The organism is Catellatospora tritici (assembly GCF_019083965.1).
Lineage (GTDB): Bacteria > Actinomycetota > Actinomycetes > Mycobacteriales > Micromonosporaceae > Catellatospora > Catellatospora tritici.
Genome location: NZ_JAHRCY010000031.1, coordinates 1 through 23,062, shown reverse-complemented (window position 1 = coordinate 23,062; position 23,062 = coordinate 1). Strand labels below are relative to the sequence as shown.

The window sequence follows — 23,062 nt, the reverse complement described above, 5'->3', positions numbered from 1 at the left end:
CGACACGGTACGACGACCGCCGATGCGTCAGCGCACCGCCGGGGAGCGGGTCGACGGGACACCCGCCTGGTCGAGCAGTTCGTGCATCCGCGCCGGGCTCAGCGCCGGGTTGGCCGCCGCCGCCTGGGCCAGGTCCTCGTCCTCGAGCAGGAACGCCAGCCGGTCGGCGGGCAGCCTCGGACAGGAGGCCGCCGCGTCGCGCACGTCCGGGTCGTTGTCGAAGGTCAACCGCTCGATCAGCAGCGGATCGGCCCGCGGATCGAGGGTGGCCAGCCGCCGCACCTGCGGGTCACCGTGCTGGCCGAACCGGGCCAATCCGATGACCGGGAAGTTCGGGTGCGCGGTCAGCGGCCACCGGTGCGGGCCGGGGTCCTCCAGGAACGTGCGTAGCAGCGCCTCGGCGGGGGTTTCGGGGTGGTGGTGACTGAGCACCATTCGCACCTCGATGTCCGGGTCGGCGGCGAGCAGGTCGATCAGGTCCGGGCCGAGGTCGGTCCGGGCCGCCAGCTGGGCCCGGATGGACGACGACGGATGCCGGGCGAGCCGGGCCACCGCCTCGGGCGGGGTGCTCGGGTTGTAGGCGAGCATGTGCAGGTCGGACGGGTCGCCGCCGGCCATGGTGCGGGCGACGACCGCCGCCGAGAGCCGCCGGTTCATGATCGCGTCGTGGTAGGCGGGGTCGTGTCGGTCGGGCAGGTCGTCCACCTCCACCGCGGTGGTGTGGCGGGCGTGGGCGGCCAGCGCGGCGGCCCGTACCCCCGCCTCGGGGTCCTCGCGCAGCGCGGCCCGCGCCGGTTGGCTCAGCGCGGTCCAGAACCGGCACGCCCAGGTCCGCGCGCTCGGCTTCGGGTGGGTGGCGGCGAGCTCGTATGCGCGCCGGGCGTGCGCCGAGTAGACCAGCTCCTCGAAGATCTCCGACCGGTCCCGGTCGAGCAGGTAGCGCAGCGCGGCGTCGGGCAGCAGCCGTCCGCGCAGCAGCTCACGCGGATTGCGGGCCAGCCGCTTCAGCCCCCGCTCGTCGACCGCCGCGTGGGCCCACTGCGACGCGGGCACGTGCGGGTTGTCCGCCAGCAGGCTGCGGGGCTGTCCCTCGGGGTGGCGCATGATCGCGTCGACGACCGGCTGCGGCAGGGGCCGCTGCGCGCACAGCACCGGCCAGGCCGCTGCCGCCGACGGGTACAGCAGCCGCACGAGGACATCGGCAGGCGCCGCCGGGTTGGCGGCCAGTCCGCGCAGCCAGAGATCACGCATTGTTGCGAGGCTACCCAACGTATTGCGCACAGGCTCGTCCCATGAATAGAACTCACACGATCGGTGGTAGCGCTCCACGCCTTCGGCGGAGCGCGTTTCGGAGCGACATCCTTCCTCCGGCGGACACCCGGTCGCCACCCGTGTCGGGTCGGCGGTCGGGGTCCGCCCGTTCAGCACCAGGGCAGCCGCACCGCCTCCAGCCCGCCGTCGGCGAGTATCGCCTCGACCAGCTCCGGTGGGCCGCTGACCTTCGTGCCCCACAGGTCCCAGTCGGACCAGGTCACCCAGGTCCGGTCCACCGGCCACAGGTTCGCCGGCGAACCGTCACCGAAGTCGTGGTCGTACAGTGCGACCGCAGCACCCAGTGGCCCCGTCAGCATCCGCGCCTGATCGTCGGGGGAGTGCCCTGGGCTCAGGTACGCCAGACACGGCGTCGCCGCGCCCATCGGCGAGTTTCGCAGCAACAGTTCCACCAGTCGCGACCAGCTCTCCCGGTCCAGCGAGCCCTCGGCGGGCGGCTCGACGCTGGCCGGCCAGCTGCCGTCCGGGTGCGCCCCGGCCAGGCTGCGGAAGCAGGGCTGCTCGCCCTCGGCCACGACCGGCTCGCCCAGCCGCTCCGCCAGCTCGTGCCAGCGCAGCCGCCGCCAGCCCTGCCCCGGATGCTGCGAGCGGCCGACCTGGCCACCGGTCTCGATCACACCCCAGGCGTCGACGTCGATGCCGCCGACCACGTTGGGCTCGACCATGCCCGCTTCGAGCAGGCTGCGCCGCAGGTCCTGATGGGTGGTGCGGGTCGGGCCGGATTCCCATTCGTACATGGCGTGCAGGATCCAGACCGCATCGGGCCGGGCGCCGGGGTCGTAGCCCCGATCGGCGCCGTCGGGGTCGAGTTCGGCGAGCCAGTCGGCCTCGGACAGGGCCACGGGTCGCCAGGGAGTGTCGGCCACGGCCCTATGATCACAAATTACGGTCCGGTACGCATCAGCCGCCCGTCCGCGAGTCTGGTGGCCCCGCGCGGCGATGCCCATACTGGATCGATGCCGCTCGCCGATGTCGCACCGGACCCCACCGAGGTCGCCGCCCCCTTCGTCTTCATCGGGTTGGCGTGCCTGGCTGTCGTCGCCGTGATCGTGGTGGTGGTCGTCCTGGTCAGACGCTCGCGCTGATGAGTCCCGCCAGCACCGACAGGGCGTTGACCCCGACCGCCAGCACCACCAGCAGCCGATCCGGCCGCCGCAGCCACCACGCCAGCAACGCCGCCTCGGTCGCGCACACCGCCGCCTCGGCCGCCACCAGCAGCACCGGGTACGCCCCGACGCCCCGGACCTGCCACAGCGCACTCCACAGCACCGGATGGGTCACCAGGTTGACCCCGACGCCGATGGCACCGGCCCGCACCCACGGCACCCGCCAGCCCGCATGCAGCGCCACGGCATACAGCGGCACCTCCACCGCCAGGGTCAGCGCCAACGCGGCCGGATACGGGGACATCCGGTGACGGTAGCCGCCACCGCCCCGACCCGCGACCGCGCGCTCACCGCCAGCACCGCCCTGGCCTGCTGCGCGGCCGTCGCCCTGGTCGCCGCGCTGCGCGCCCCGCTGGCCGCGATGGTGCTCGGGCTGATGGCGTTCGGGGTGCTGCACAACGTGCTGGAGCTGCGCTACGTCGCCGGGCGCTTCGCCGACGTGCTGCGCGGCCCGCTACTGCTCTGGTCGGCGGCCGTGGTCACCGGCATCGCCGCCTGCCGCCTGCTGACCCTGCGTACGCCGGAGATCCTGCTCGGCTACGGGGTGCTCGCGGTCGGCGTCGTGTACGCGGTGCCGCGCCGGTGGCTGCTGCCCGCCCTCGGCGGGTTGGGGGTCGCGGCGGCGGTGTCGCTGCGCTGGCCCGCGTATCACTTCGTGGTCCTGGCCCATCTGCACAACGTCGTGCCGCTGTTCTTCCTGTGGGAGTGGTCGCGGCGGCTGCCCGAACGGTCCCGTCTGGTGTTCCGGGCGGTGCAGCTCGGCTGGGTGCTGGCCGTGCCCGCGCTGCTGCTGTCCGGGCTGCTCGACGGCCTGCTGGTGCGCGGTAGCGCCGCCGTGACCGCGTTCGCGGGCACCCCGGCGGCCCTGGCGGCGCCGGTGGTGCCGCCCGGTGCGCAGACCGGGCTGCGGTTCCTGGCCGTGTTCGCGTTTCTGCAGGCCATGCACTACGTGGTATGGCTGGGGTTCCTGCCGTGGCAGGCGCCGGAGGCGGTGGCCGTGTTCGAGGCGCGGGTGCCGTGGCTGCGCGGCTGGCGGCCGTGGGCGCTCGGCCTGAGCGCGGCGGCGGTGCTCGGCGTGCTGTTCGTCGCCGACTACCTCCAGGGCCGCGCCTTCTACCAGGCATTCGCCAGCTACCACGCGTACCTGGAGTTCCCGGTCCTGCTCGCCCTGCTGTTCGCGGGCGGTGGGCGCGATCTGCTCGGATCGCGCCCACGCTGATCGGGCTCAGCCGGGCAGGATGCTCGTGCCCACCAGGATCACCGCGCCCACCTCCACGTGGGCCGGGACCAGGCTGTGCGGGGTGTCGCTCATGCCCTCGCCGACCTCGTCGGGCGCGGATCGGGGGCTCAGCTCCTCGACGTGCACCACCTGCCCCAGTCGCACGTCCGCCGCGTCGGCGTAGAGGCGGGCCTTGCGGCGGGCGTCGGCGACCGCCTCGCGCCGGGCCTGGTCGACCAGTTCCTGACGGGTCGACACGTCGAACTGGACGCTGCCGATCCGCGCGGCTCCTGCCGCCACCAACGCACCCAGCAGTTCCTCCAGGCGGCCCAGCCCCGTGGTGGCGAACGTGAACGAGGCCCAGCAGTGATGGCCGACGAAGATCTCCTTCTCGCCCGTCCAATGTGTCTCGGGCCGTATCGCGAACGTCGAGTTCGTGACCGCCGTATCGGGCACCCCGAACCCGGTCAGTGCGGCCCGGACCGCGTCGAGCACCGCCGTCGTGCGTCGCATCGCCTCGGCCGAGGTCGGTTCGGTGTGCTCCACCACCACTTGAGCGGTGGCGATGTCCGGTGCGGATCGCACCGTGGCCCGACCGACCGTGCCGACACCCCACGGGTTGTCAATCAACATGGACCGGATTGAAGCACGTAGGGGCCGGTATGGACTGACCCCGAGCCGGGACCCCTCGGCGGGAGCCCGGTCGGCGGCACGCCGCACCGACAGCTCACCTCATTTCGAGGGCCGATCCCCGCCAAGGGCTGGTGCCCGGCGGTCCGTCTCGATAGATTCGCCGCCATGACCCCCGTCACACCGTCGCCGATCGCGTCGGCATCCGGCGGCTCGCGGCTGCTCGGCGGCCTGCTGGTGCTCGCGCTCGTCGGTCTGGTGGTCGTGGTGACACAGTGGCCGGAGCCGCCGCCGGACGTGCAGAAACCGACGGCGCCCGGCGCGGTCGGCGTCGGCGAGACGACGTGCAGGTCGATCGCGCTCAGCTGGGGCAAGGCGACCGACGACTCCGATGTCACGGGCTACGACGTCTACCACGACGGTCAGCACGTCACCGGTGTGGGCGGCGACCAGCTCGCCGCGGTGATCGCAGGTGAGCCCGCCACGACCTGGAACATCCACGTCACCGCTCGCGACGAGGCGGGCAACGTGTCCCCGGCCAGCGCGTCCGTCGCGGTGACGCCGCCGCAGTGCGGTTCGGACACCAAGGCGCCCAGTGCCCCGGGTGGGGTCAAGGCGACCGCCGACGGGACCACCGTCACCACGGCCTGGGCCGCCGCCACCGACGACGTCCGGGTCACCGCGTACGACGTCTTCCGCGACGGGAACCGGGTCGGCACGGTCGCGGCCACCGGTGACGCGAAACAGTTCACCTTCCTCGACTTCGGGGTGCCCGCCGCCACAAACCACCGCTACCAGGTCAGCGCCCGCGACAGCCAGGGCAACGTGTCGGGGCGCAGCGCCGGGGCCGATGTCACCGCGGGCGCGCAGTGCACGCTGCTGTGCTCGATCACCCCGGTCGCCAAGGACACCGACCTGGTGTGGGGGCTGGTCGAGCTGCCCGACGGCTCGGTGCTCTACGCCAGGCGGGACAAGCGCGAGATCGTCCGGCTGGATCCGCGTACCGGTCAGGCGACCTCGCTCGGGCAGGTGCCCGGCGCGGTGAGCACCGGCGGCGACGGCGGTGTGCTGGGTCTCACCATCGCGCCCACATTCGCCAAGGACCACTGGATCTACGTCTTCTACACCACCGCGAGCGACAACCGGATCGCCCGGCTGCGGCTGCGCGGCGCCTCGCTGGACACCGGGTCGATGCAGTCGCTGCTGGTCGGGATTCCGCGAGCCAAGTCCCACAACGGGGGACGGCTGCGGTTCGGACCCGACGGCAAGCTGTACGCCGCCACCGGAGACGCCCAGAACCCGCGACTGGCCCAGGACAACAACAGCCTCGCGGGCAAGGTCCTGCGCTTCAACCCCGACGGGAAGATCCCGGCGGGCAACCCGTTCGGCGGCTACATCTGGAGCCTGGGCCACCGCAACCCGCAGGGCCTCGCCTTCGACTCGCGGGGCTGGCTGTGGTCGCAGGAGTCCGGCGACAAGTCAGTGGACGAGACGAACTACATCGCCAAGGGCGGCAACTACGGCTGGCCCCTGTGCGAGGGCACCGAGTCGAAGTCCGGCACCGGCTGCGACACGCACGGCTTCGAAGCGCCGTTCGCCACGTTCGGGCCCAGCGATGGCCTCTGCAGCGGGATGGCGATCGTCCGCGACATCGGCTACCTCGCCTGCGCGGGCGGTGCCCGGCTCTACCGGGTCCCGATCACCGATGAGGGGCTCACCGACATGCAACCCCTCCTGGTCGGCGCCTACGGTCCGCTCATCGCGGCCGAACCCGGCCGAGACGGGACACTGTGGATCACCACCCGCACGGGCACCGAAACGCAGATCCTCCGGATCATGCTGCCCCCCGCTGCCTGACCGGCGGGAGGGCGCCGTTGCCATCACCCATCACCCGTCAACCAGGCAGACCTCGGGTGCTCGCGAGGGCGTGTTCGGGCAGCTCGCCCACTGCCCGGCGGCTGCCGATCGCGCAATCAGGAAGACGCGGCCGAAGCTCGGGCACGCCTAGGGTTTGGCATGCCCTCCGACCGTACGGCCGTGGTGATCGGTGCCAGTATGGGCGGGCTGCTCGCGGCCCGCGCCCTCAGCGACTCCTACGCCAGGATCCTGCTGGTGGACCGCGACGACCTGCCCGCCGAACCCACTGCCCGCCGGGGTGTGCCGCAGGGGCGCCAGCTGCATGTCATGCTCACCCGGGGCCGCCACGCGCTGGACGAGCTGTTCCCCGGGCTGTCGGAGGAGCTGGCCGGTCTCGCGGTGCCGCTGATCGACCTGCACGAGCAGGTCTCCTGGTACAACGACGGCTACCTGATGTCGCGGCGACCGTCGCAGCTGCTCGCGATCGGCCTGACCCGGCCGCTGCTGGAGCATGCGGTCCGCGGCCGGGTCGCCGCGCTGCCCGGGATCGAGTTCGTCACCGCGACGGAGGTGCTCGCGCTCACCGCGACCGCCGACCGCGGCCGGGTCACCGGGGTGCGGCTGCGCCATCGCGACGGTGCCGAGCAGATCGTCCCCGCCGACCTGGTCGTGGACGCGAGCGGCCGCGCCTCGCGCAGCCCGCTGTGGCTCGAGGAGCTCGGTTACGCGCCACCGGTAGAGGATCGGGTGCGGGTCGACGTCACCTATGTCACCCGGCTGTACCAACGGGAGCCGCACCACCTGGACGGACTGCTGGGCACGCTGGCCAACGCGGTGCCGGGCGCGCCGCGCGCGGGCATCGCCATCGTGCAGGAGGACGGCCGGATCGCGGTCGGGTTCAGCGGCATGATGGGCGAGCAGCCGCCGACCGGTGACGAGGAGATGCTCGCCTTCGCGCGGACCCTGGCGACGCCGTGGATCACCGAGATCGTCGAGGCCGCCACACCGGTGACCGAGGCGGTCCGCATGCGCTTCCCGGCGAGTGTGCGCAGGCGGTACGAGCGGCTGCGCCGGTTCCCGGCGGGCTACCTGGTCGTCGCGGACGCGATGTGCAGCTTCAACCCGATCTACGCGCAGGGCATCACCATCGCGGCGTTGGAGGCGCTGCTCCTGCGCCGACTGGTGGCGGCGGGGGAGTCCGGGCTGAGTCGCCGCTTCTTCCGGGGCAGCGCCCGGCTGATCGACGGGCCGTGGTCCATCGCGGTCGGCACCGACCTGCGGTTCCCGGCGGTCGAGGGGCCCCGGTCACCGCGGGTCCGGTTCGTCAACGCGTACGTGCACCGGCTGCACGTCGCGGCGACGGCCGACCCGGTGCTGGGCGCCGCGTTCCTGCGCGTGCTCAACCTGCTGGAACCGCCGACGGCGCTGCTGCGGCCGGGAACGATGCTGCGCGTGCTGCGCGGCTTCTGGCGTGGCGGCCGCCCCTACACCCCGGTCATGAACCCGCAACGCGTGGCGGCCGATCCAGCGGCCTCGACGCTCGGGTGAGGGTGCCGGTCCGGCGTGGACAGCCGCCGGACCGGTGCGGGTCAGCCCTGCCGGACGCGTTTCGCGTCGAGCCGTTCGGGCACCGGCCAACGCACGTCGCGGGCCAGCCCGAGCTTCTCGAAGATCCAGATGAGCCGGGCGGCAGGGTCGAGTTGGCCGCGCAGCACGCCGTGGCGGGCGCCGGTCGGATCGGCGTGGTGGGAGTTGTGCCAGCTCTCCCCGAAGGACAGCAGGGCCAGCGGCCAGAAGTTGGTGGCCCGGTCCTTGCTCACGAAGGGCCGCTCACCCACGACGTGGCAGATGGAGTTCACCGACCAGGTGACGTGGTGCAGCACAGCCATGCGAACCAGCCCGGCCCAGAAGAAGGCGCTCAGTGCGCCCGCCCAGGTGCCGGTGATCAGGCCGCCGATCAGGGCGGGTGTGAGCAGGGACACCGCGACCAGCGGCCCGAAGAGGCGGTCGACCACCCGGATGTCGCGGTCGGCGACCAGGTCGGGGGCGAAGCGGGCCCGGTTGCTCAGCTCTCGCCGGAACATCCAGCCGATGTGGGCGTGGAACAGGCCCTTGAGCACCGCGGTGACGCTGGTGCCGTAGCGCCAGGGCGAGTGCGGGTCGCCTTCGCGGTCGGAGAAGGCGTGGTGGCGGCGGTGGTTGGCGACCCACTGGGTCGGCGAACCCTCGACGGCGAGCGATCCGGCCACGGCCAGTGCCACGCGCAGTCCGCGCCGTGCCTTGAACGACCCGTGGGTCAGGTGGCGGTGATACCCGGCCGCGATGCCGAAGCCGCTGATCAGATAACTGGTGATCGCAAGGGCCAGATCGACGCCGGACAACCCCCAGCCCCAGGCTACCGGCACGGCGGCGAGCAGCGCGACGAACGGGGTGACCACGAAGATCCAGATCGCGATCGCACCTGCTCTGCTCTGCGGCGCCGCGAGCAGCGGCTTGGGTTCGTGCACGGTCCGGGGGACATCGAGGCGGTCGACGACCGCCGGCGGACTGGTCGCGCCCATGCGACTCCTGTCTGAGATTCGGTGGTGGGTTCGTGCTGGCCCGGTTAGGGACATGGCCGGGAGCCCGATGGGTTCCCGGCCATGATCACGATTGCTCAGAGGACGCGAACGCCCGCTGCCTGCGGACCCTTCTGGCCCTGCACGATGTCGAACTCGACTCGCTGGTTCTCGCCGAGGCTGCGGAAGCCGTTCGACTGAATCTCAGAGAAGTGGACGAAGACGTCGGCGCTGCCGTCGTCGACGGTGATGAAGCCGAAGCCCTTTTCGTCGTTGAACCACTTCACGGTGCCCTGTGCCATGTGTCTCCTCCTTGGGAGCGGGAGCCGCACTGTGCGGCTGTCCGAGCCGTTTGCCCTGGCGGCCACATCCGCCCCAAGAGGAAGACGAAACCACCCGCGCTCGATCCGCGGATGTCAAAAGATCAACTACTGAGATACGCAAAATCACGACTAGGTGGTCAACTCTGCCACACCCGCTCCTATTCCCGCCGAACCGGGTTCGTCGCTCGCGGAAACGGCTCGGCACCTGGCCGTCCATGGGCGCGGCCGCGGTGCGGGTTCGGCGGCGACGGCCGGAACCGGTCGAAACCGACCTTTTAGCGCCGCTGCCCTGTGGCGAAGTAGGCGGCGAGCTCCTCGGTGAGCGCGGGGACGGCCTGGGGCACTCCACCCGAGCGCAGCGACCTGGTCGCGGCGGCCCCGGCCGCCACGGACATGCGCGCGGCGACCGGCGAGGTGTCGGTATGGCCGCCCGCGCCGACGAACCGGCGGAACTCGGCGATGATCAGTGCGTCGGCCCCGCCGTGGCCGCCCTCGGCGACCGGCACGACGTACTCGGCATCGGCGTCGGCGCGGTAGTCCGAGCGCCGCCCGTTCCACACCCTGACCACCGCCCCCGGCTGGTCGCCGAAGTTCTCCAACCGGCCCGCGTCGCCGATGACGGTGTAGTTGCGCCAGTAGTCCGGGGTGAAGTGGCACTGCTGGTAGGCGGCGAGTACGCCGTTGTCCAGGCGCAGGTTGACGATGGACACGTCCTCGACGTCGATCTCGGCGTGCAGTCCGGTCTGGGCCAGCGGCGGCCAGTGCCCGGCGGGATCGAACCAGTCGTCGCGCTTGGGCTCGTCGGGTGCGCGCCGGTCGGTGACCCGCCCGTAGACCCGCAGGTCGCCGAAGGCGCTGACCACCTCGGTGTACCCGCCCGCCAGCCAGTGGAGCACGTCGATGTCGTGGGCGGCCTTCTGCAGCAGCAGCGAGGTGGTGTGGCGGCGCTGGGCGTGCCAGTCCTTGAAGTAGTAGTCGCCGCCGTGGCCGACGAAATGCCGTACCCAGACGGTCTGGACCTGGCCGATCTCACCGCGGGCGATGATGTCGCGCATGAGCCGGACCACGCCCATGTGCCGCATGTTGTGGCCGACGTAGAGCCGCGAGCCGGTCTCGTGCGCGACGGCCAGCACGCGGTCGCACTCCTCGGTGCTGATCCCCAGCGGCTTCTCCACGTACGCCGCCTTGCCCGCGCGCAGCGTGTCGGTGGCGACCCGCTCGTGGGTGTGGTCAGGGGTCAGCACGATGACCGCGTCGATGTCGTCGCGGTTGAGCAGCGTGCGGTAGTCGTCGACGATGTCGGCCTCGGGCAGGTCGGCGGCGGCCTCGGTCTGTGCCGCCGGGTCGGTGTCGGCGACGGCCACGACCCGGCAGCCGTCGCCGGGGCGGTGCGCGGTGCGGGCGAGGCTGGCGCGCAGGCCGTAGCCGATGACGCCGAGTCTGAGGTCGTGCATGGGTGCTCCAGGGCTGAGGATGGGCCGCAGGCCAGGTTCCCGCGTGCGGGCGGGGGGCCTGGCCTGCGCGGAAGCGGACCTGTCAGTTGCGGCGAGGGGCGACCGGGGCCGAGAGCCCCGCGCTGAAGAGCCGGTCGTCGACCTCGTTCAGGGACAGTTTCAGCGCGCCGAGGGCGACGGAGTCGGCGCCGAGGGTGGAGGCCCGGACCTCGGGCATCCGCAGACACAGGCGCTGGAGTTCGTGGCGCAGCGGGTCGAGGATGAGGTCGGCCGAGCGGGAGTAGCCGCCGCCCAGGACGACGACCTGCGGGTCGAGGGTGAGCACCAGCGCGGCGGCACCCACGGCGAGGTCCTTGACGTAGCGGCTGACCGCCAGGCGGGCGGCCTTGTCGCCGTCGCGGGCGGCCGTGAAGACCCAGGCCGCCGCGTCGTCGGCGCTGACGGTGTCGGGCACGCCCGGGCAGTTCTGCAGGTGCTCGGGCGCGTTGAGCCAGCGGACGTGCTTGAGCGCGCCGATCTCACCGGCGGCGCCGCCGAACCCGCGGCGCAGCACGCCGTCGAGGATGAGGCCCGCGCCGGTACGCATACCGGCGAGCAGGTAGACGATGTCGTTGGCGTCGCTGGCCGCGCCCTTCCACTGCTCGGCGACGGCGGCCAGCTTGCAGTCGTTCTCCACCACGACCGGGCAGGCGAACCGGTGGCTGAGGTGGCCGGTCAGGTTGACGCTCTTCCAGCCGGGCAGCGGAGTGAAGAAGCTGGTCCGACCGGTGGCGTCGACGGCGCCGGTGACCGCGACGGTCACCGCCCAGATGTCGGAGGGCGTCATGGCCGCGGCGGCGAGGCAGTCGCTGACGACCTTGTCGAGTTCGGCGAGGCGGTCGGCTGGCGGGGCGTCGGCGGCGACGCTCTGCCGGACGGTCTGCACGATGTTGCCGTCGAGGTCGCACAGCAGCGCGAGGATCTTGTGTACGCCGACGTCGATGCCGAGCACGTGTCCGGCGGTGGCCCGGAACTGGTAGCGGCGGGCGGGCCGACCCACGGCGCTGTTGGCGCCGGGTTCCAACACGACGGCCCAGCCGTCGGCGACCAGGCCCTGGGCGATGACGTCGACGGCGGGGCGGGACAGCCCGGTGCGCTGCGACAGCTCGGTGACCGTGGAAGGCGGCTGGTTACGCAGTGCACGCACGATGCTCAGGGAGTTGAGTTCGCGCAGACGCGGCAGATCCGTTCCGGTGGTGGCCAGGTCTGTCACGATTTATCCCTTGAGAGTGCGTGGAGACACATGATGAATACGCTACGATCTTTACAAAATAGTGGGGTGATGGCAAGTCGGTCGACGCCTGCCGACCGGGGCGCGATACCGCCGGTCAGCAGGCGTGTCGGCAAGTCAGGAGATCGGGTACGCCTGGTCGGCCGGAGTGATCGCCGCGGTGAAGTCGGTGAGTCTGCCGTCGATCGTGTACCGGTAGCGGTCGATGCGCCGGATGTCCGGGTGCGCCGTGAGGTACGTGCTCATCGCTTCGAGCTCGGCAGGGGTCAGCCAGCTGGGCGGGTCCGACAGCGCCCGGAACCGGCAGATGTCGGCCAGGTCCCGCAGCCACACCAGTTGCTGCTCGGTGAGCAGGTTGAGGCGGCTGCGGAAGTAGATGACATCGGGATCGACCTCGGCCAGCGGCTGCTGCCACAGCCGGTGCAGGGTGTTGACGACCGCGTTGCGCGCCATCGCGTCGGACGGGTCGTCGCTGGCGTAGTTCTGCCACATCGGCGCGACGTCCGGTCCACTGCGCAGCCCGTCGAGGATGCCCAGCGAAGGCAGGATCATGGCACCGCTGCCCAGCAGGTACACGTCGGCACCGGCGGTCTGGCGGATGATGCCGAGCGCGTCGCGGTAGGACTGCTCGCGCTCCGCGCCGTCGGCGCGTGCGCCCGGTGCGGCACCGGCGTTGACGAAGTCGAGCTTGAGGTACTTGAACCCCCACTCGTGCACCACCCGGTGCGTCAGCTCCGCAAGGTACTCGCGCGCGGCGGCGGTGGACAGGTCGAGGGCGTGGTAGCCGCTGCCCCAGTTGTGTCCGGCGATCACCTTCTCGCCACTGGCGTCGCGCAGCAGCAACTCCGGGCGTCGCCGGGCGAGCTGCGAGTCGGGCAGCGCGATGAACGGGGCCAGCCACAGCCCGGCGGTCATGCCCGCGTCGGTGATCCGCTCGGCCAGCGCCTTCATGCCCGAGGGGAACTTGTGGTTGGGCTGCCAGTCGCCGACGAGCTGCTCCCAGCCGTCGTCGACCTGCACCACGTCGAACGGCAGGTCGCGCAGTGAGTCGACGTCCTTGGCGAGCTGCTGCTCGGTGATGGTCTCGTAGTAGGCGTACCAGGAGCACCAGACGTTGCCGGCGCGGCGGCCGCTGCTGCCCAGCCGGGCCGCGAGCTGGCGGGTGTAGGCCCCGAACACCTCCTCCTCGGGGCCGAAGGCGAGGAACCAGGGCTGCGCCCCGGTCTCGTACCAGCCGGAGAGGGTGTCGCGGTCGGCCGACAGGCGGGCCACGCCCAGGCCGAGCGCGCCGAGCAGCAGGACGTTGCCGTCCTCGGCGTCGAGCGCGGCCACCGCCGAGGAGTGGTGGCGCGAAGGGTCGTCCCACACGTCGTCGTCGGCGGTGACGCGCCGTTGCGGGTTGGCGATGCGCAGCGGAGGTTCGGACAGACGCCGCCAGCCGCACGGACTCCACGAGTTGTACCCGTGCCGGTAGAACGGCGCGTCCCCGAGTCCGTGCAGCAGAGCGACGCGTCCCGGTGGAAGAATCAGGCCCCCGTCGGCTGCGAGCGGGCTGCCGGGTCCGTCGTGTTCGAGGGCGAGGGTGTGGCCGGCGAGCTCGATGAGCAGTGCCATGGTTCTCCTAGACAGGTGCGATGCGGCGAGGGCGGGGTGCGGCGGGTCCGACACGTGGCGGACCCGCCGCATCCGGTAGTGGCGGACGCTTACTTGAACAGGGCGTTGACCTGCTCGTTGGCCTTCTTCAGCGTGGTCGCGGTGTCGGCACCGAGCACCGCGGCCTGGATGGCGTCCTGGACGATCTGGCTGACCTCGTTGCCGTGCTCGGTGATCGGCACGAAGAACGTGCCGCCCGCAGCGGTGGCCTCGGAGATGAAGGCCTGCACGTCACGGCCCTTGCCCTGGTGCGCGGCCAGCGCCTTCTCGCTGGCCGACTTGATGGCCGGGAAGACCACGCCGTTGCTGCCGACGACGTTCTGGCAGTCGGCCGAGGCCAGGTACTTGACCCACTTCCAGGCCTCGTCCTTGTGCTTGGTGCCGGCCCAGATGGCGTCGGACAGGCCGTTGATGGCCGTCTTGCGGCCCTGCGGCCCGGTCGGCAGCGGCGCGAACGCGAACTTGAGCTTCGCGCCCTCACCGAGGTAGCTGTTGATCATCCAGGAACCGGAGACGGTCAGGGCACCGGTGCCCGCGTTGAGCAGCGCGTCTCGGCTGAGCGTGGACGCCTTGTCCAGCGCGGGGCTGTAGCCCTTGGCGATCAGGTGCTTGAACCAGTCGATGGTCTCGGCCAGCTTCGGGTCGTCGTACTTGTACTGGGTGCCCCACGGGTTCTTGTCCAGGTAGGTGAACCCGTTGCTGGCGGCCAGGTCGCCCCAGCCGTTCTGGCCCTGGGAACCGTCGGCCCACTCCGGCAGAAAGCCGAAGACCTTGACCTTGGTCTTGTCGAAGGCCGGGTCGAGGCCGTTCTTGCCGTTCGCGTCGACGGTCGCCTTGGCGATCACCTGCTCGAACGTGCCGCCGTCGGTCGGGTTCCAGGTGAGGTTCTGCAGGCTCGCCGGGTCGATGCCCTGCTTGGTGAAGTGCTCGGTGTTGTAGACCAGCGCCATGGTGTCCCAGTCCTTGGGCAGGCCGAAGCGCTGGTCGCCCTTGGTGAACAGGTCGGCCAGGCCGCCCGAGTACTGGGTCAGGTCGATCTTGTCGGCGGTGACGTACGGCTGGATGTCGAGGATCTGCCCGGAGCTGACGAACTGGGGGTAGTACGAGCCCTGGTTGGTCCACACGTCCGGGGCGTCACCCGCGGCGATCTGGGTGGTGAGGTTCTGCCAGTACTCATTCCACGCGGACTGGCTGATCTTGATGGTGATGTCCGGGTTGGCGGTGTGGAACGCGTCGGCGCACTGCTGGTACGACGCCTTCTGGTTGTCGTCCCACAGCCAGTAGTTCAGCGTGACGGGGCCGCCGGCCTCGTCGTCGGCCTTGGTGCACGCGGCCAGGCTCGCCGCCACAGCCAGGGACAGCAGTGCCGCCCCGGCCCGTGATCTGCGGTTCATCGGTTCCTTCTTTCTCGAGGGTTGGGTGTTGCTACTTGCTGCCGGTGAAGTTCAGGGACTGGACCAGCCGCTTGCCCATGAGGATCAGCAGCACCAGGACGGGCAGGACCGACAGCGTCGAGGCGGCCATCAGGCCGGTCCAGTCGGGTTGGGTGTTGGGGGACTGCTGCAGGAAGACGCCGAGCGCGACGGTGACCAGACGGTTGTCCTCGTCGCGGCCGACCAGCAGCGGCCACAGGAAGTCCTTCCAGGCCCACACGGTGGTGGTCATCCCGATGGTGATCAGCGGGCCGCGGCTCATCGGCAGCGCGATGCGCCAGAAGATGCCCCAGGCGCCGTTGCCGTCGAGGATGGCCGCCTCCTCCACGTCGCGTGGCGGCGACAGGAAGAACTGGCGCAGGAAGAACACCGCGAACGGCGTCATCAGGATGGTCGGGGCGACCATGCCGGCCATCGTGTTCATCAGGCCGAGGTCCTTGACCAGGATGAAGTTGGGCAGCAGCGTGAAGATCGGCGGCACCATCAGCGCCGCGATCACGATCGCGAACACCAGGTCGCGGCCGGGGAAGCGCAGCCGGGCGAAGGCGTATCCGGCCATCGCGCAGAACAGGGTCTGCAGCGCCGCGATCAGTCCGCAGTAGATGATCGAGTTCAGCAGGTACGCCGCGAAGTTGATCTGGGCGCCGGAGCCCCCGGCGGCGCGGGCCTCGGCCTCGGTGGTCAGCCCCAGCACCCGGATGAAGTTGATCAGGGTCGGGTGGTGGGGGAGCAGGGAGGAGTTGTCGCCGAACAGGTCGGCGGCCGGGGTCAGCGCGGTGCGGACCATCCACCAGAAGGGGAACAGGGTCACCAGGATGACCAGGGCCATCGCCGTCCAGGCCAGCGCGCGGCCGGGGCTGAAAGTCTTTCGCTTCATGTCTGTGCGCCCCTTCACGCCAGGTCCGAGCGGGACGCGCGCAGCAGGCGCATCTGTATCGCGGTGAGCACGCCGAGGATCAGGGCCAGGCAGACGGCCGCGGCCGCGGCGTAACTCAGGTGGAAGAACTTGAATGCCTGCTGGTAGATGAAGTAGTAGATGACCCGGGTGGCCGCGACCGGGCCGCCCTTGGTGGTGACCGCGATGGTGTCGAAGATCTGGAACGAGCCGATCAGGGACACCACCAGCACCAGGGCCAGGACGGGGCGCAGCAGCGGCAGCGTGATCCGGCGGAACATCCGCCACTCGGCGGCGCCGTCGATCGCCGCGCTCTCGTACAGGTACTGCGGGATCTGCAGCATTCCGGCGTAGAGCAGCAGCGCGGTGTACCCGGTGTAGGCCCAGGTGTTGACGGCGGCCACCGATGGCATCGCCCAGGTCTCGTCGGTGAAGAAGCCGACCGGGCCGAGGCCGAAGGTGTCGAGCAGGTGGTTGACGAACCCGAGGTTGGTGTCCAGCAGCCACATCCACAGCAGGCCGACGGTGACGTTGGGGACCAGCCACGGCAGCAGCAGCATCGCCCGCAGCGCGACCGAGCGGGTCAGGCGGTGCATCAGTGTCGCGATGCCCAGCGCCAGCAGCGTCTGCGAGCCGATGTTGAGCACCACGTACCAGGCGGTGACCAGCAGTGAGTTCCAGAACTGGTCGTCGGCCATGAGCTTGGCGTAGTTCTCCGCGCCGACGTAGGACGGGGTGTTGAGCATCGTGTAGTCGGTGACCGAGTACCAGATGCCCCGGGCGGCGGGGTAGCCGTAGAAGACGGCGAATCCGACCAGCACCGGCAGCAGGAACCACCATGCCGCCCGCCGGTCATCGCGCTGTTTTGTCGAGCTCATCCACGTCCTCAGATCCGTCTCTCGGTCGGCTCTTGCCAGCCGCCCCGCTCTCGAATAATGATGTAGACCTTCGAAATTTTGTCAACACCTCTTCGTATTGCTTCGGTAACGCAGGCCGAGGAGGTGAGGGCGTGGAGCACCATACCCACGCCTTGACCAGCGCATCGAACGTCGCACCACTCGCACCACCGCCGCGCGGACCGCTGCGCGAGCGGCGCACCGCCAGGAGATCTGCCCGACTCCCGCACCGGAGAGCGACATGAATTCACGTAACCGCGGCCGGACGCTGCTGGCCGCACTGGGCACCGCCGTGCTCGGCGCCGCCCTGATCCTGACCGTCCCGGCGGGCGCCCAGGCGGCGCCGGCCGGGCCGCCCGCCCGTCCCGCCGCACCGGCCAGTCCCGACCCGGCGCTGCAGGTCCATCCGCTGACCGCGGCACCCGGGCCGGTGGACAACCCGCTGAAGGGCTGGGCGAAGTTCTACTCACCCGGCGGCAACCAGAACACCGGCTACCCACACGCGCTGACCTGGGGTTACTTCGGCCTCTCCGAGATCATGACCAATGCCTCGAACTGCGCCGGCTACAACTGGTCGATCATCGACAGCATGCTGGCCGAGACCGCGACGTACGGCAACCAGGCCGCCCTGCGCGTCTACCTGACCTACCCCGGCGGCACCGGCAGCCACCCGGCCAACGCCATCCCGGCCTGCTTCAACGGCAACGTCACCTACCGCTCCGACACGTACTGGAACGTCACGCACCCCGACTACGACAGCCCGTTCCTGATCAACGCGCTGAAGAACTTCATCGCGGCGTTCGGCGCCCGCTACGACGGCGACCCGCGCATCGGGTTCATCCACCTCGGCCTGGTCGGGCTGTGGGGCGAGTGGCACACCTGGCCCTACGACACCGACACCGCCGACGGTCGCCCCAACTACATGCCCACCGACGCCAACGGCGCGCAGCTGGTGGCGGCATACGACAGCGCGTTCAACACCACCAAGGTGGAGATCCGCTATCCCGACGCCGCGGGCGGCGCGGCCAACGGCCGCGACATCGGCTACCACGACGACTCGTTCTGCTTCCGCGAGGGCTCGCCGCTGCAGGGCGTCACGCTGCCCGCCTCCATGGGCGGCGCGTCATACGCCCAGCTGCAGCGCAAGCTCAACGTCGGCACCGAGAACAAGTGGATCACCAGCTCGATGGGCGGCGAGCTGCGCCCCGAGATCCAGTCCACCGCGTTCCAGTACTGGCCGAACGGCTCCGGCGCGGTCGACAACCTCAAGGCGTGCATCGAACTCGACCATGCCACCTGGATGATCAACGAGCAGAGCGGTGGCTACGCCGCAGGCGACGCGAATGTCGCCGCCGCGGTGCGGCTGATGGGCTACAACCTGACCGTCGACAACGCGTACTTCAAGAACACCGCCAGCGGCACCACCAACGTGGGCGTGCAGGTCAGCAACACCGGCGTGGCCCCGTTCTACTACCGGTGGACGATGACCCTCGGCCTGAAGGACGGCTCCGGCAACGTGGTGCGGACCTGGGACACCCCGTGGGACCTGCGGACCGTGCAACCGAGGACGATCCGCAACTTCCCCGACTGGAACACCGGCGCCGACCCGAGCTACCGCGACTACGGCTACGCGCAGTACTTCCAGACCTCCGTCGACCTCAGCGGGCTGGCGCAGGGCGGCTACCAGTGGGTGCTGCGGGTGAAGAACCCGCTGGAGAGCGTGAACGCCAACGCCAAGAAGCTGCGCTTCGCCAACGCCACCCAGCAGGCCGACGGCTGGCTGCACCTCGGCGCGGCGACCGTCGGCACCAGCGGCGGCGACACCACCGCGCCGAGCACCCCGACCGGGCTGGCCTCCACCGGGCAGACCTCGTCGTCGGTGTCGCTGACCTGGACCGCCGCCACCGACAACGTCGGGGTGACCGGGTACCAGATCCTGCGCGGCGGCAGCCCGGTCGGCACCTCGACCGGCACGTCGTTCACCGACACCGGCCTGACCGCGTCGACGGCGTACTCGTACACGGTCAAGGCCTACGACGCCGCGGGCAACTACTCGGCGGCGTCGGCGCAGCTCAACGTCTCCACCTCGGCGGGTGGCGGTGGGACCGCCAGCTACGAGGCCGAGGCATCCGGCAACACGCTGTCCGGCGGGGCGGTGGTGTCGTCCTGCGCCGCGTGCTCGGGCGGGGCGAAGGTCGGCTATGTCGGCAACAACAGCGGCACGCTGGCGATCGCCGCGGTCGCCGGTGGCACGGGCGGGGCGAAGACGATCACCGTGTACTACGCCTCGGCTGTGGCCCGGACGGCCCTGTTCAACGGGCAGTCCGTCAGCTTCCCGGCCACCGCCAACTGGGACACCCTCGGTTCCGTCTCCTTCACCCTCAACCTGGCCGCCGGAACCAACACCATCAACGTCACCAACCCCGGCGGCTGGGCGCCGGACCTCGACCGCATCACCGTCGCCACCTCCGGCGGCGGCACCGGACCGACCGGCTACGAGGCCGAGGCATCCGGCAACACGCTGTCCGGCGGGGCGGCGGTGTCGTCCTGCGCCGCGTGCTCGGGCGGGGCGAAGGTCGGCTATGTCGGCAACAACAGCGGCACGCTCGCCTTCACCGGCGTCGCCGGTGGCACCGGCGGGGCGAAGACGATCACCGTGTACTACGCCTCGGCTGTGGCCCGGACGGCCCTGTTCAACGGGCAGAGCGTCAGCTTCCCGGCCACCGCCAACTGGGACACCGTCGGCTCCACCAGCTTCACGCTGAACCTCTCCGCCGGAACCAACACCATCACGGTGACCAACCCCAGCGGTTGGGCACCCGACCTCGACCGCATCACGGTCGGCTGATCCATCCCCACTGAACCCCGGCCGGGCGAACTGCCCGGCCGGTCATCCACCCTGCCCTGAAGAAGGCTTAAATGAGACGAACGGTACGAATCACCGTCGCCCTCCTGGTGACGTTCACCCTCGCCGCCGGGGCACCCGCCGTGGCCGGACCCGCCCCGAGCACCCCGCAGTGGGCCCCGCTGACCTACTCGTCCGCCCCCGCCGACAACCCCCTCAAGGGCTTCATCCCGTACGCGGGCAGTTACGAGACCTTCCCGTACAGCATGGAATGGTTCTACCTGCCGCTGCGCGACGTGATGACCGGCCCGCACCAGTTCCGCTGGAACGCCCTGGAGAAGCAGCTCAACGACATCGCCTCGCGCGGCCACCAGGCCGTCTTCCGCTTCTACCTCGACTACCCGGGCAAGCCCACCGGGGTCCCGCAGTACCTGCTGGACCAGGGCCTGGCCACGCACGCCTACGACGACTTCGGCAACAACGGCGTCAGCGTCGCCCCCGACTACAGCGACCCGCGCCTGGTCTCGGCCCTCGAGGACTTCATCACCGCGTTCGGCCGCCGCTACGACGGCGACCCGCGCATCGGGTTCATCACCCTGGGTTTGATCGGCTTCTGGGGTGAGTGGCACACCTGGCCGTACGACGGCTGGACCAACCCCGAGAACTGGATGCCCGACACCGCCATCCTCACCCGCATCCTGACCGAGTACGACGACGCGTTCGACCGGACCCGGCTGCTGGCCCGCTACCCGAGCCCGCAGAACAAAGACCTGGCCATCGGCTACCACGACGACTCGTTCGCGTTCGAGACCCTGCCGCCGACCTCGTGGCACTTCGTGCAGCGCCTCATCGACGAGGGTGTCACCGACAAGTGGCGCACCGAGCCCGTCGGCGGCGAGCTGCGCCCGGAGATCCAGTCCTGCGTGTTCGAGGAGCCGGTCAGCTGCGGCCAGTACGAGGACTACACCGCCTCGGTCGACCAGACCCACGCCTCCTGGCTGATCAACCACGCCGCGTTCGCGCCGACCGGCTACCCCGGTGACGAGTACTTCCGCGCCGTGCAGGCCGCCAAGTCGCTCGGCTACGAGCTGACCGTCACCGAGGCCGCCGTCAGCGCCCAGCGCGTGTCGGTACGCATCGCCAACCGCGGCACCGCGCCGTTCTACTACCCCTGGACGGCCGAACTGGCCGCGCTCGACGACCAGGGCCGCGTCGTCGCCCGCTGGCAGACCGGCTGGACCGTGACCGGCATTCAGCCCGGCGCGGACCCCACCGAGCTGTCCACCGTGATCAACACCCACGGCCTGCGGCGCGGCAGCTACGACATCGTCCTGCGCATGGCCAACCCGCTGCCCCAGGGCATCCCGCTGCGCTTCGCCAACACCAGCCAGGACACCCACTCCGGCTGGCTGCACCTGGGCACCGTCACCACCCGCTGACCGGCCCGCGACCTGTTCCTGCCACTCCGTCCACGAAAGGAACACCAGCACATGCCCCAGCTACGCAGACTGCTCGCGGTCACCGCGGCAGCGCTGACGCTCACGCTGCCCGCCGCCGCCCCGGCGGCGGCGGCACCGGCGGGCCCGCCGCCACGCCCGGCGGCCGGACCCGGCCCGGACACCAGCCTCAGCACCCACACCTACGCCTACGCCGACGCCCCTGTCGGCCAGCCGCTGAAGGGGTTCGCCCCGTACCTGTTCCCCGGGGACAACCTGTCCACCAAGTACCCCGGCGGCCTGGTCTGGAGTTACTTCGCGCTCAACGAGGTGATGAAGGACCCGGCCAACTGCGCCAACATCGACTGGAGCGTGTTCGAGAAGGCCCTCGACGAGGCGGCCGTCTGGAGCCGCCAGGTCGCGTTCCGGTTCTACCTCGAATACCCCGGCGGCAGCGGCACCCACCCGGGCAACGGCATCCCGCCGTGCCTGAACGGCAAGATGGCGCTGCGTACCAACGGGTTCTGGGGCACGGTCAGCCCCGACTACGACGACCCCGACGTGATCGCCGCGCTGACCACGTTCATCAACGCGTTCGCGGCCAAGTACGACCACGCCGGTCCCGGCGGCACCGCCGACCCGCGCATCGGGTTCATGACGCTGGGCCTGGTCGGGCTGTGGGGCGAGTGGCACACCTGGCCCTACGACCGCGACACCGCCGACGGCTACCCGAACCTGATGCCGACCGACGCGACGATCCGCACCATCATCGGCGCGGCCGACACGGCGTTCTCCAACATCCAGGTCGAGGTCCGCTACCCGCTGGCGGGCACCGAGGGCACGGCCAACATCGGGTTCCACGACGACTCCTGGCCGTACAAGGAGATCCGCAACGGGCAGCTCAAGGGCATGACCCTGCCGATGTCCATGAACGGCTGGGACGACGCGTTCCTGCAGCTGCAGCTCAACACCGGCACCGAGAACCGGTGGATCACCCAGTCCATCGGCGGCGAGGCCCGCCCCGAGATCCAGGGCAGCCTCTACACCGACTGGCCCAACGGCTCGGGCCAGGTCGACAACGTGCTGGCCGCGACCGAGCTCACCCACATCAGCTGGATGATCAACCAGACCGGCGCGGGCGGGTACAGCGCCACCGACCCGAAGGTGTCGGCCGGGGTCCGCAAGATGGGCTACAACCTGCACATCCCGCAGGCCAACTTCAACGCCGTCGCGTCGGGCAACTTCAAGGTCGGCGTGACCGTGCAGAACAACGGCGTGGCACCGTTCTACTACCCGTGGACGGTCCAGCTCGGCCTGCGCGACAGCGCGGGCAACGTCGTCAAGACCTGGGACACCAGCTGGGACCTGCGTACCGTGCAGCCCCTGCAGATCCGGGCCTTCCCCGACTGGAACGTGGGCGCCGACCCGAAGTACCTCGACTTCGGCCGCCCGGTGAACTTCTCCACCACGGTCAGCACCGCGGGTGTGCCCGCGGGCAACTACAGCCTGGTGCTGAAGGTGCGCAACCCGCTGGAGACGGTCACCGCCGACGTGCTGCGCGCCCGTCCGGCCGCCAGCAGGCTCACCGACTGGATCATCGACCAGTGGCGGCCGCGCCTGCCGCTGTCGTTCGCCAACACCAACCAGGGCACCGACGGCTGGGTCAACCTCGGCGGGGTCAGCACCAACGCCTGCACCGGTGACTGCGCGGCACCGTCGGTGCCGACCGGCCTGGCGGTGACCGCCCGGACCGACACCAGCGTGTCGCTGTCCTGGTCGGCCTCGACCGACAACGTCGGCGTGACCGGCTACCAGGTGCTGCGCGATGGCGTCGTGGCGGGCTCACCCACGGGCACGACCTTCACCGACACCGGCCGCAGTCCGGGCAACACCTACCAGTACACGGTCCGCGCGCTGGACGCCGCGGGCAACGTGTCCGGCCAGTCCGCGGCGGTGTCGGCGACGACCACCGGCTGCTCGGGCGACTGCACCGCGCCGAGCGCCCCGGTGCTGTCCTCGACCGGCAAGTCCGACACCACGGTCAGCCTCTCCTGGACGGCGTCGACGGACAACGTCGGGGTGACCGGGTATGAGG

At 70.7% G+C, this 23,062-nt stretch carries 19 protein-coding genes; 7 read left to right on the top strand and 12 right to left on the bottom strand.

Annotated elements, in window-relative coordinates; genetic code table 11:
* Positions 1–27: 27 nt before the first annotated feature.
* Together KUA19_RS38215 and KUA19_RS38210 are read right to left on the bottom strand one after the other, a co-directional pair.
* On the bottom strand, positions 28–1,251 hold the full coding sequence (locus KUA19_RS38215) for a hypothetical protein (protein WP_217404200.1): 1,224 nt from the start codon (positions 1,249–1,251) through the stop codon (positions 28–30).
* A gap of 170 nt (positions 1,252–1,421) precedes the next feature.
* Entirely contained in the window at positions 1,422–2,198 is a 777-nt protein-coding gene (locus KUA19_RS38210) for a hypothetical protein (protein ID WP_217404198.1), read from the bottom strand.
* Between the two features lie 90 nt (positions 2,199–2,288).
* On the opposite strand from KUA19_RS38210, the gene KUA19_RS44310 reads away from it, so the two are divergent.
* Positions 2,289–2,417 (top strand): hypothetical protein, encoded by a 129-nt coding sequence (locus KUA19_RS44310; RefSeq protein WP_302563678.1) that lies wholly within the window; start codon positions 2,289–2,291, stop codon positions 2,415–2,417.
* Here the strand turns inward: KUA19_RS44310 and KUA19_RS38205 are convergent.
* Positions 2,401–2,742 (bottom strand): hypothetical protein, encoded by a 342-nt coding sequence (locus KUA19_RS38205; protein ID WP_217404196.1) that lies wholly within the window; start codon positions 2,740–2,742, stop codon positions 2,401–2,403. The genes KUA19_RS44310 and KUA19_RS38205 overlap by 17 nt on opposite strands.
* A gap of 3 nt (positions 2,743–2,745) precedes the next feature.
* On the opposite strand from KUA19_RS38205, the gene KUA19_RS38200 reads away from it, so the two are divergent.
* On the top strand, positions 2,746–3,717 hold the full coding sequence (locus KUA19_RS38200; protein WP_308167882.1) for a hypothetical protein: 972 nt from the start codon (positions 2,746–2,748) through the stop codon (positions 3,715–3,717).
* A gap of 6 nt (positions 3,718–3,723) precedes the next feature.
* Here the strand turns inward: KUA19_RS38200 and KUA19_RS38195 are convergent, their stop codons facing one another.
* Positions 3,724–4,350, bottom strand: coding sequence for an SIMPL domain-containing protein (locus KUA19_RS38195; RefSeq protein ID WP_217404194.1), 627 nt, complete (start codon positions 4,348–4,350; stop codon positions 3,724–3,726).
* Positions 4,351–4,515: 165 nt separating this feature from the next.
* Here KUA19_RS38195 and KUA19_RS38190 point away from each other — a divergent pair, with 165 nt between their 5' ends.
* Both KUA19_RS38190 and KUA19_RS38185 read left to right on the top strand, forming a co-directional pair.
* Positions 4,516–6,204: a PQQ-dependent sugar dehydrogenase gene (locus tag KUA19_RS38190; RefSeq protein ID WP_217404192.1), complete on the top strand. Its 1,689-nt coding sequence runs from the start codon at positions 4,516–4,518 to the stop codon at positions 6,202–6,204.
* Between the two features lie 159 nt (positions 6,205–6,363).
* Positions 6,364–7,752 carry an FAD-dependent monooxygenase gene (locus KUA19_RS38185; RefSeq protein ID WP_217404190.1) on the top strand — a complete coding sequence of 463 codons (1,389 nt, stop codon included), beginning with the start codon at positions 6,364–6,366 and terminating at the stop codon, positions 7,750–7,752.
* 41 nt (positions 7,753–7,793) lie between these two features.
* Here KUA19_RS38185 and KUA19_RS38180 read toward each other — a convergent pair whose 3' ends face one another.
* From KUA19_RS38180 to KUA19_RS38145, 8 genes are all read right to left on the bottom strand, one after another.
* Positions 7,794–8,765, bottom strand: coding sequence for an acyl-CoA desaturase (locus tag KUA19_RS38180; RefSeq protein WP_217404188.1), 972 nt, complete (start codon positions 8,763–8,765; stop codon positions 7,794–7,796).
* Positions 8,766–8,860: 95 nt separating this feature from the next.
* Positions 8,861–9,064: a cold-shock protein gene (locus KUA19_RS38175; RefSeq protein ID WP_217404186.1), complete on the bottom strand. Its 204-nt coding sequence runs from the start codon at positions 9,062–9,064 to the stop codon at positions 8,861–8,863.
* 296 nt (positions 9,065–9,360) lie between these two features.
* Positions 9,361–10,539 carry a Gfo/Idh/MocA family protein gene (locus KUA19_RS38170; RefSeq protein ID WP_217404184.1) on the bottom strand — a complete coding sequence of 393 codons (1,179 nt, stop codon included), beginning with the start codon at positions 10,537–10,539 and terminating at the stop codon, positions 9,361–9,363.
* An 82-nt stretch (positions 10,540–10,621) separates the two neighbouring features.
* Entirely contained in the window at positions 10,622–11,791 is a 1,170-nt protein-coding gene (locus KUA19_RS38165) for an ROK family transcriptional regulator (protein ID WP_217404182.1), read from the bottom strand.
* 135 nt (positions 11,792–11,926) lie between these two features.
* The gene (locus KUA19_RS38160; protein ID WP_217404180.1) at positions 11,927–13,423 is read right to left on the bottom strand and encodes a glycoside hydrolase family 36 protein; all 1,497 of its coding nucleotides are present in this window, start codon (positions 13,421–13,423) and stop codon (positions 11,927–11,929) included.
* A gap of 89 nt (positions 13,424–13,512) precedes the next feature.
* Positions 13,513–14,856 (bottom strand): ABC transporter substrate-binding protein, encoded by a 1,344-nt coding sequence (locus KUA19_RS38155; protein ID WP_217404178.1) that lies wholly within the window; start codon positions 14,854–14,856, stop codon positions 13,513–13,515.
* 31 nt (positions 14,857–14,887) lie between these two features.
* Complete coding sequence (locus KUA19_RS38150) at positions 14,888–15,772, bottom strand: carbohydrate ABC transporter permease (RefSeq protein ID WP_254550778.1); 885 nt, start codon at positions 15,770–15,772, stop codon at positions 14,888–14,890.
* A 14-nt stretch (positions 15,773–15,786) separates the two neighbouring features.
* Positions 15,787–16,668 (bottom strand): carbohydrate ABC transporter permease, encoded by an 882-nt coding sequence (locus KUA19_RS38145; RefSeq protein ID WP_217404176.1) that lies wholly within the window; start codon positions 16,666–16,668, stop codon positions 15,787–15,789.
* 259 nt (positions 16,669–16,927) lie between these two features.
* Here KUA19_RS38145 and KUA19_RS38140 point away from each other — a divergent pair, with 259 nt between their 5' ends.
* The 3 genes from KUA19_RS38140 to KUA19_RS38130 form a co-directional block, all read left to right on the top strand.
* Positions 16,928–19,534, top strand: coding sequence for a fibronectin type III domain-containing protein (locus KUA19_RS38140; RefSeq protein ID WP_217404174.1), 2,607 nt, complete (start codon positions 16,928–16,930; stop codon positions 19,532–19,534).
* A gap of 71 nt (positions 19,535–19,605) precedes the next feature.
* Positions 19,606–20,970, top strand: a complete 1,365-nt coding sequence (locus KUA19_RS38135) for a DUF4832 domain-containing protein (protein WP_217404172.1) — start codon at positions 19,606–19,608, stop codon at positions 20,968–20,970.
* A gap of 51 nt (positions 20,971–21,021) precedes the next feature.
* Positions 21,022–23,062: DUF4832 domain-containing protein (locus KUA19_RS38130; RefSeq protein WP_217404170.1), on the top strand; the 2,041-nt coding region annotated here is incomplete at its 3' end.

Coding starts and splice junctions, on each gene's coding strand:
- KUA19_RS38175 (WP_217404186.1), bottom strand. CDS start 9,064: ATGGCACAGGGCACCGTGAAGTGGTTCAACGACGAAAAGGGCTTCGGC.
- KUA19_RS38145 (WP_217404176.1), bottom strand. CDS start 16,668: ATGAGCTCGACAAAACAGCGCGATGACCGGCGGGCGGCATGGTGGTTC.
- KUA19_RS38205 (WP_217404196.1), bottom strand. CDS start 2,742: ATGTCCCCGTATCCGGCCGCGTTGGCGCTGACCCTGGCGGTGGAGGTG.
- KUA19_RS38185 (WP_217404190.1), top strand. CDS start 6,364: ATGCCCTCCGACCGTACGGCCGTGGTGATCGGTGCCAGTATGGGCGGG.
- KUA19_RS38215 (WP_217404200.1), bottom strand. CDS start 1,251: ATGCGTGATCTCTGGCTGCGCGGACTGGCCGCCAACCCGGCGGCGCCT.
- KUA19_RS38135 (WP_217404172.1), top strand. CDS start 19,606: ATGAGACGAACGGTACGAATCACCGTCGCCCTCCTGGTGACGTTCACC.
- KUA19_RS38195 (WP_217404194.1), bottom strand. CDS start 4,350: ATGTTGATTGACAACCCGTGGGGTGTCGGCACGGTCGGTCGGGCCACG.
- KUA19_RS38160 (WP_217404180.1), bottom strand. CDS start 13,423: ATGGCACTGCTCATCGAGCTCGCCGGCCACACCCTCGCCCTCGAACAC.
- KUA19_RS38170 (WP_217404184.1), bottom strand. CDS start 10,539: ATGCACGACCTCAGACTCGGCGTCATCGGCTACGGCCTGCGCGCCAGC.
- KUA19_RS38150 (WP_254550778.1), bottom strand. CDS start 15,772: ATGAAGCGAAAGACTTTCAGCCCCGGCCGCGCGCTGGCCTGGACGGCG.
- KUA19_RS38180 (WP_217404188.1), bottom strand. CDS start 8,765: ATGGGCGCGACCAGTCCGCCGGCGGTCGTCGACCGCCTCGATGTCCCC.
- KUA19_RS44310 (WP_302563678.1), top strand. CDS start 2,289: ATGCCGCTCGCCGATGTCGCACCGGACCCCACCGAGGTCGCCGCCCCC.
- KUA19_RS38155 (WP_217404178.1), bottom strand. CDS start 14,856: ATGAACCGCAGATCACGGGCCGGGGCGGCACTGCTGTCCCTGGCTGTG.
- KUA19_RS38140 (WP_217404174.1), top strand. CDS start 16,928: ATGAATTCACGTAACCGCGGCCGGACGCTGCTGGCCGCACTGGGCACC.
- KUA19_RS38190 (WP_217404192.1), top strand. CDS start 4,516: ATGACCCCCGTCACACCGTCGCCGATCGCGTCGGCATCCGGCGGCTCG.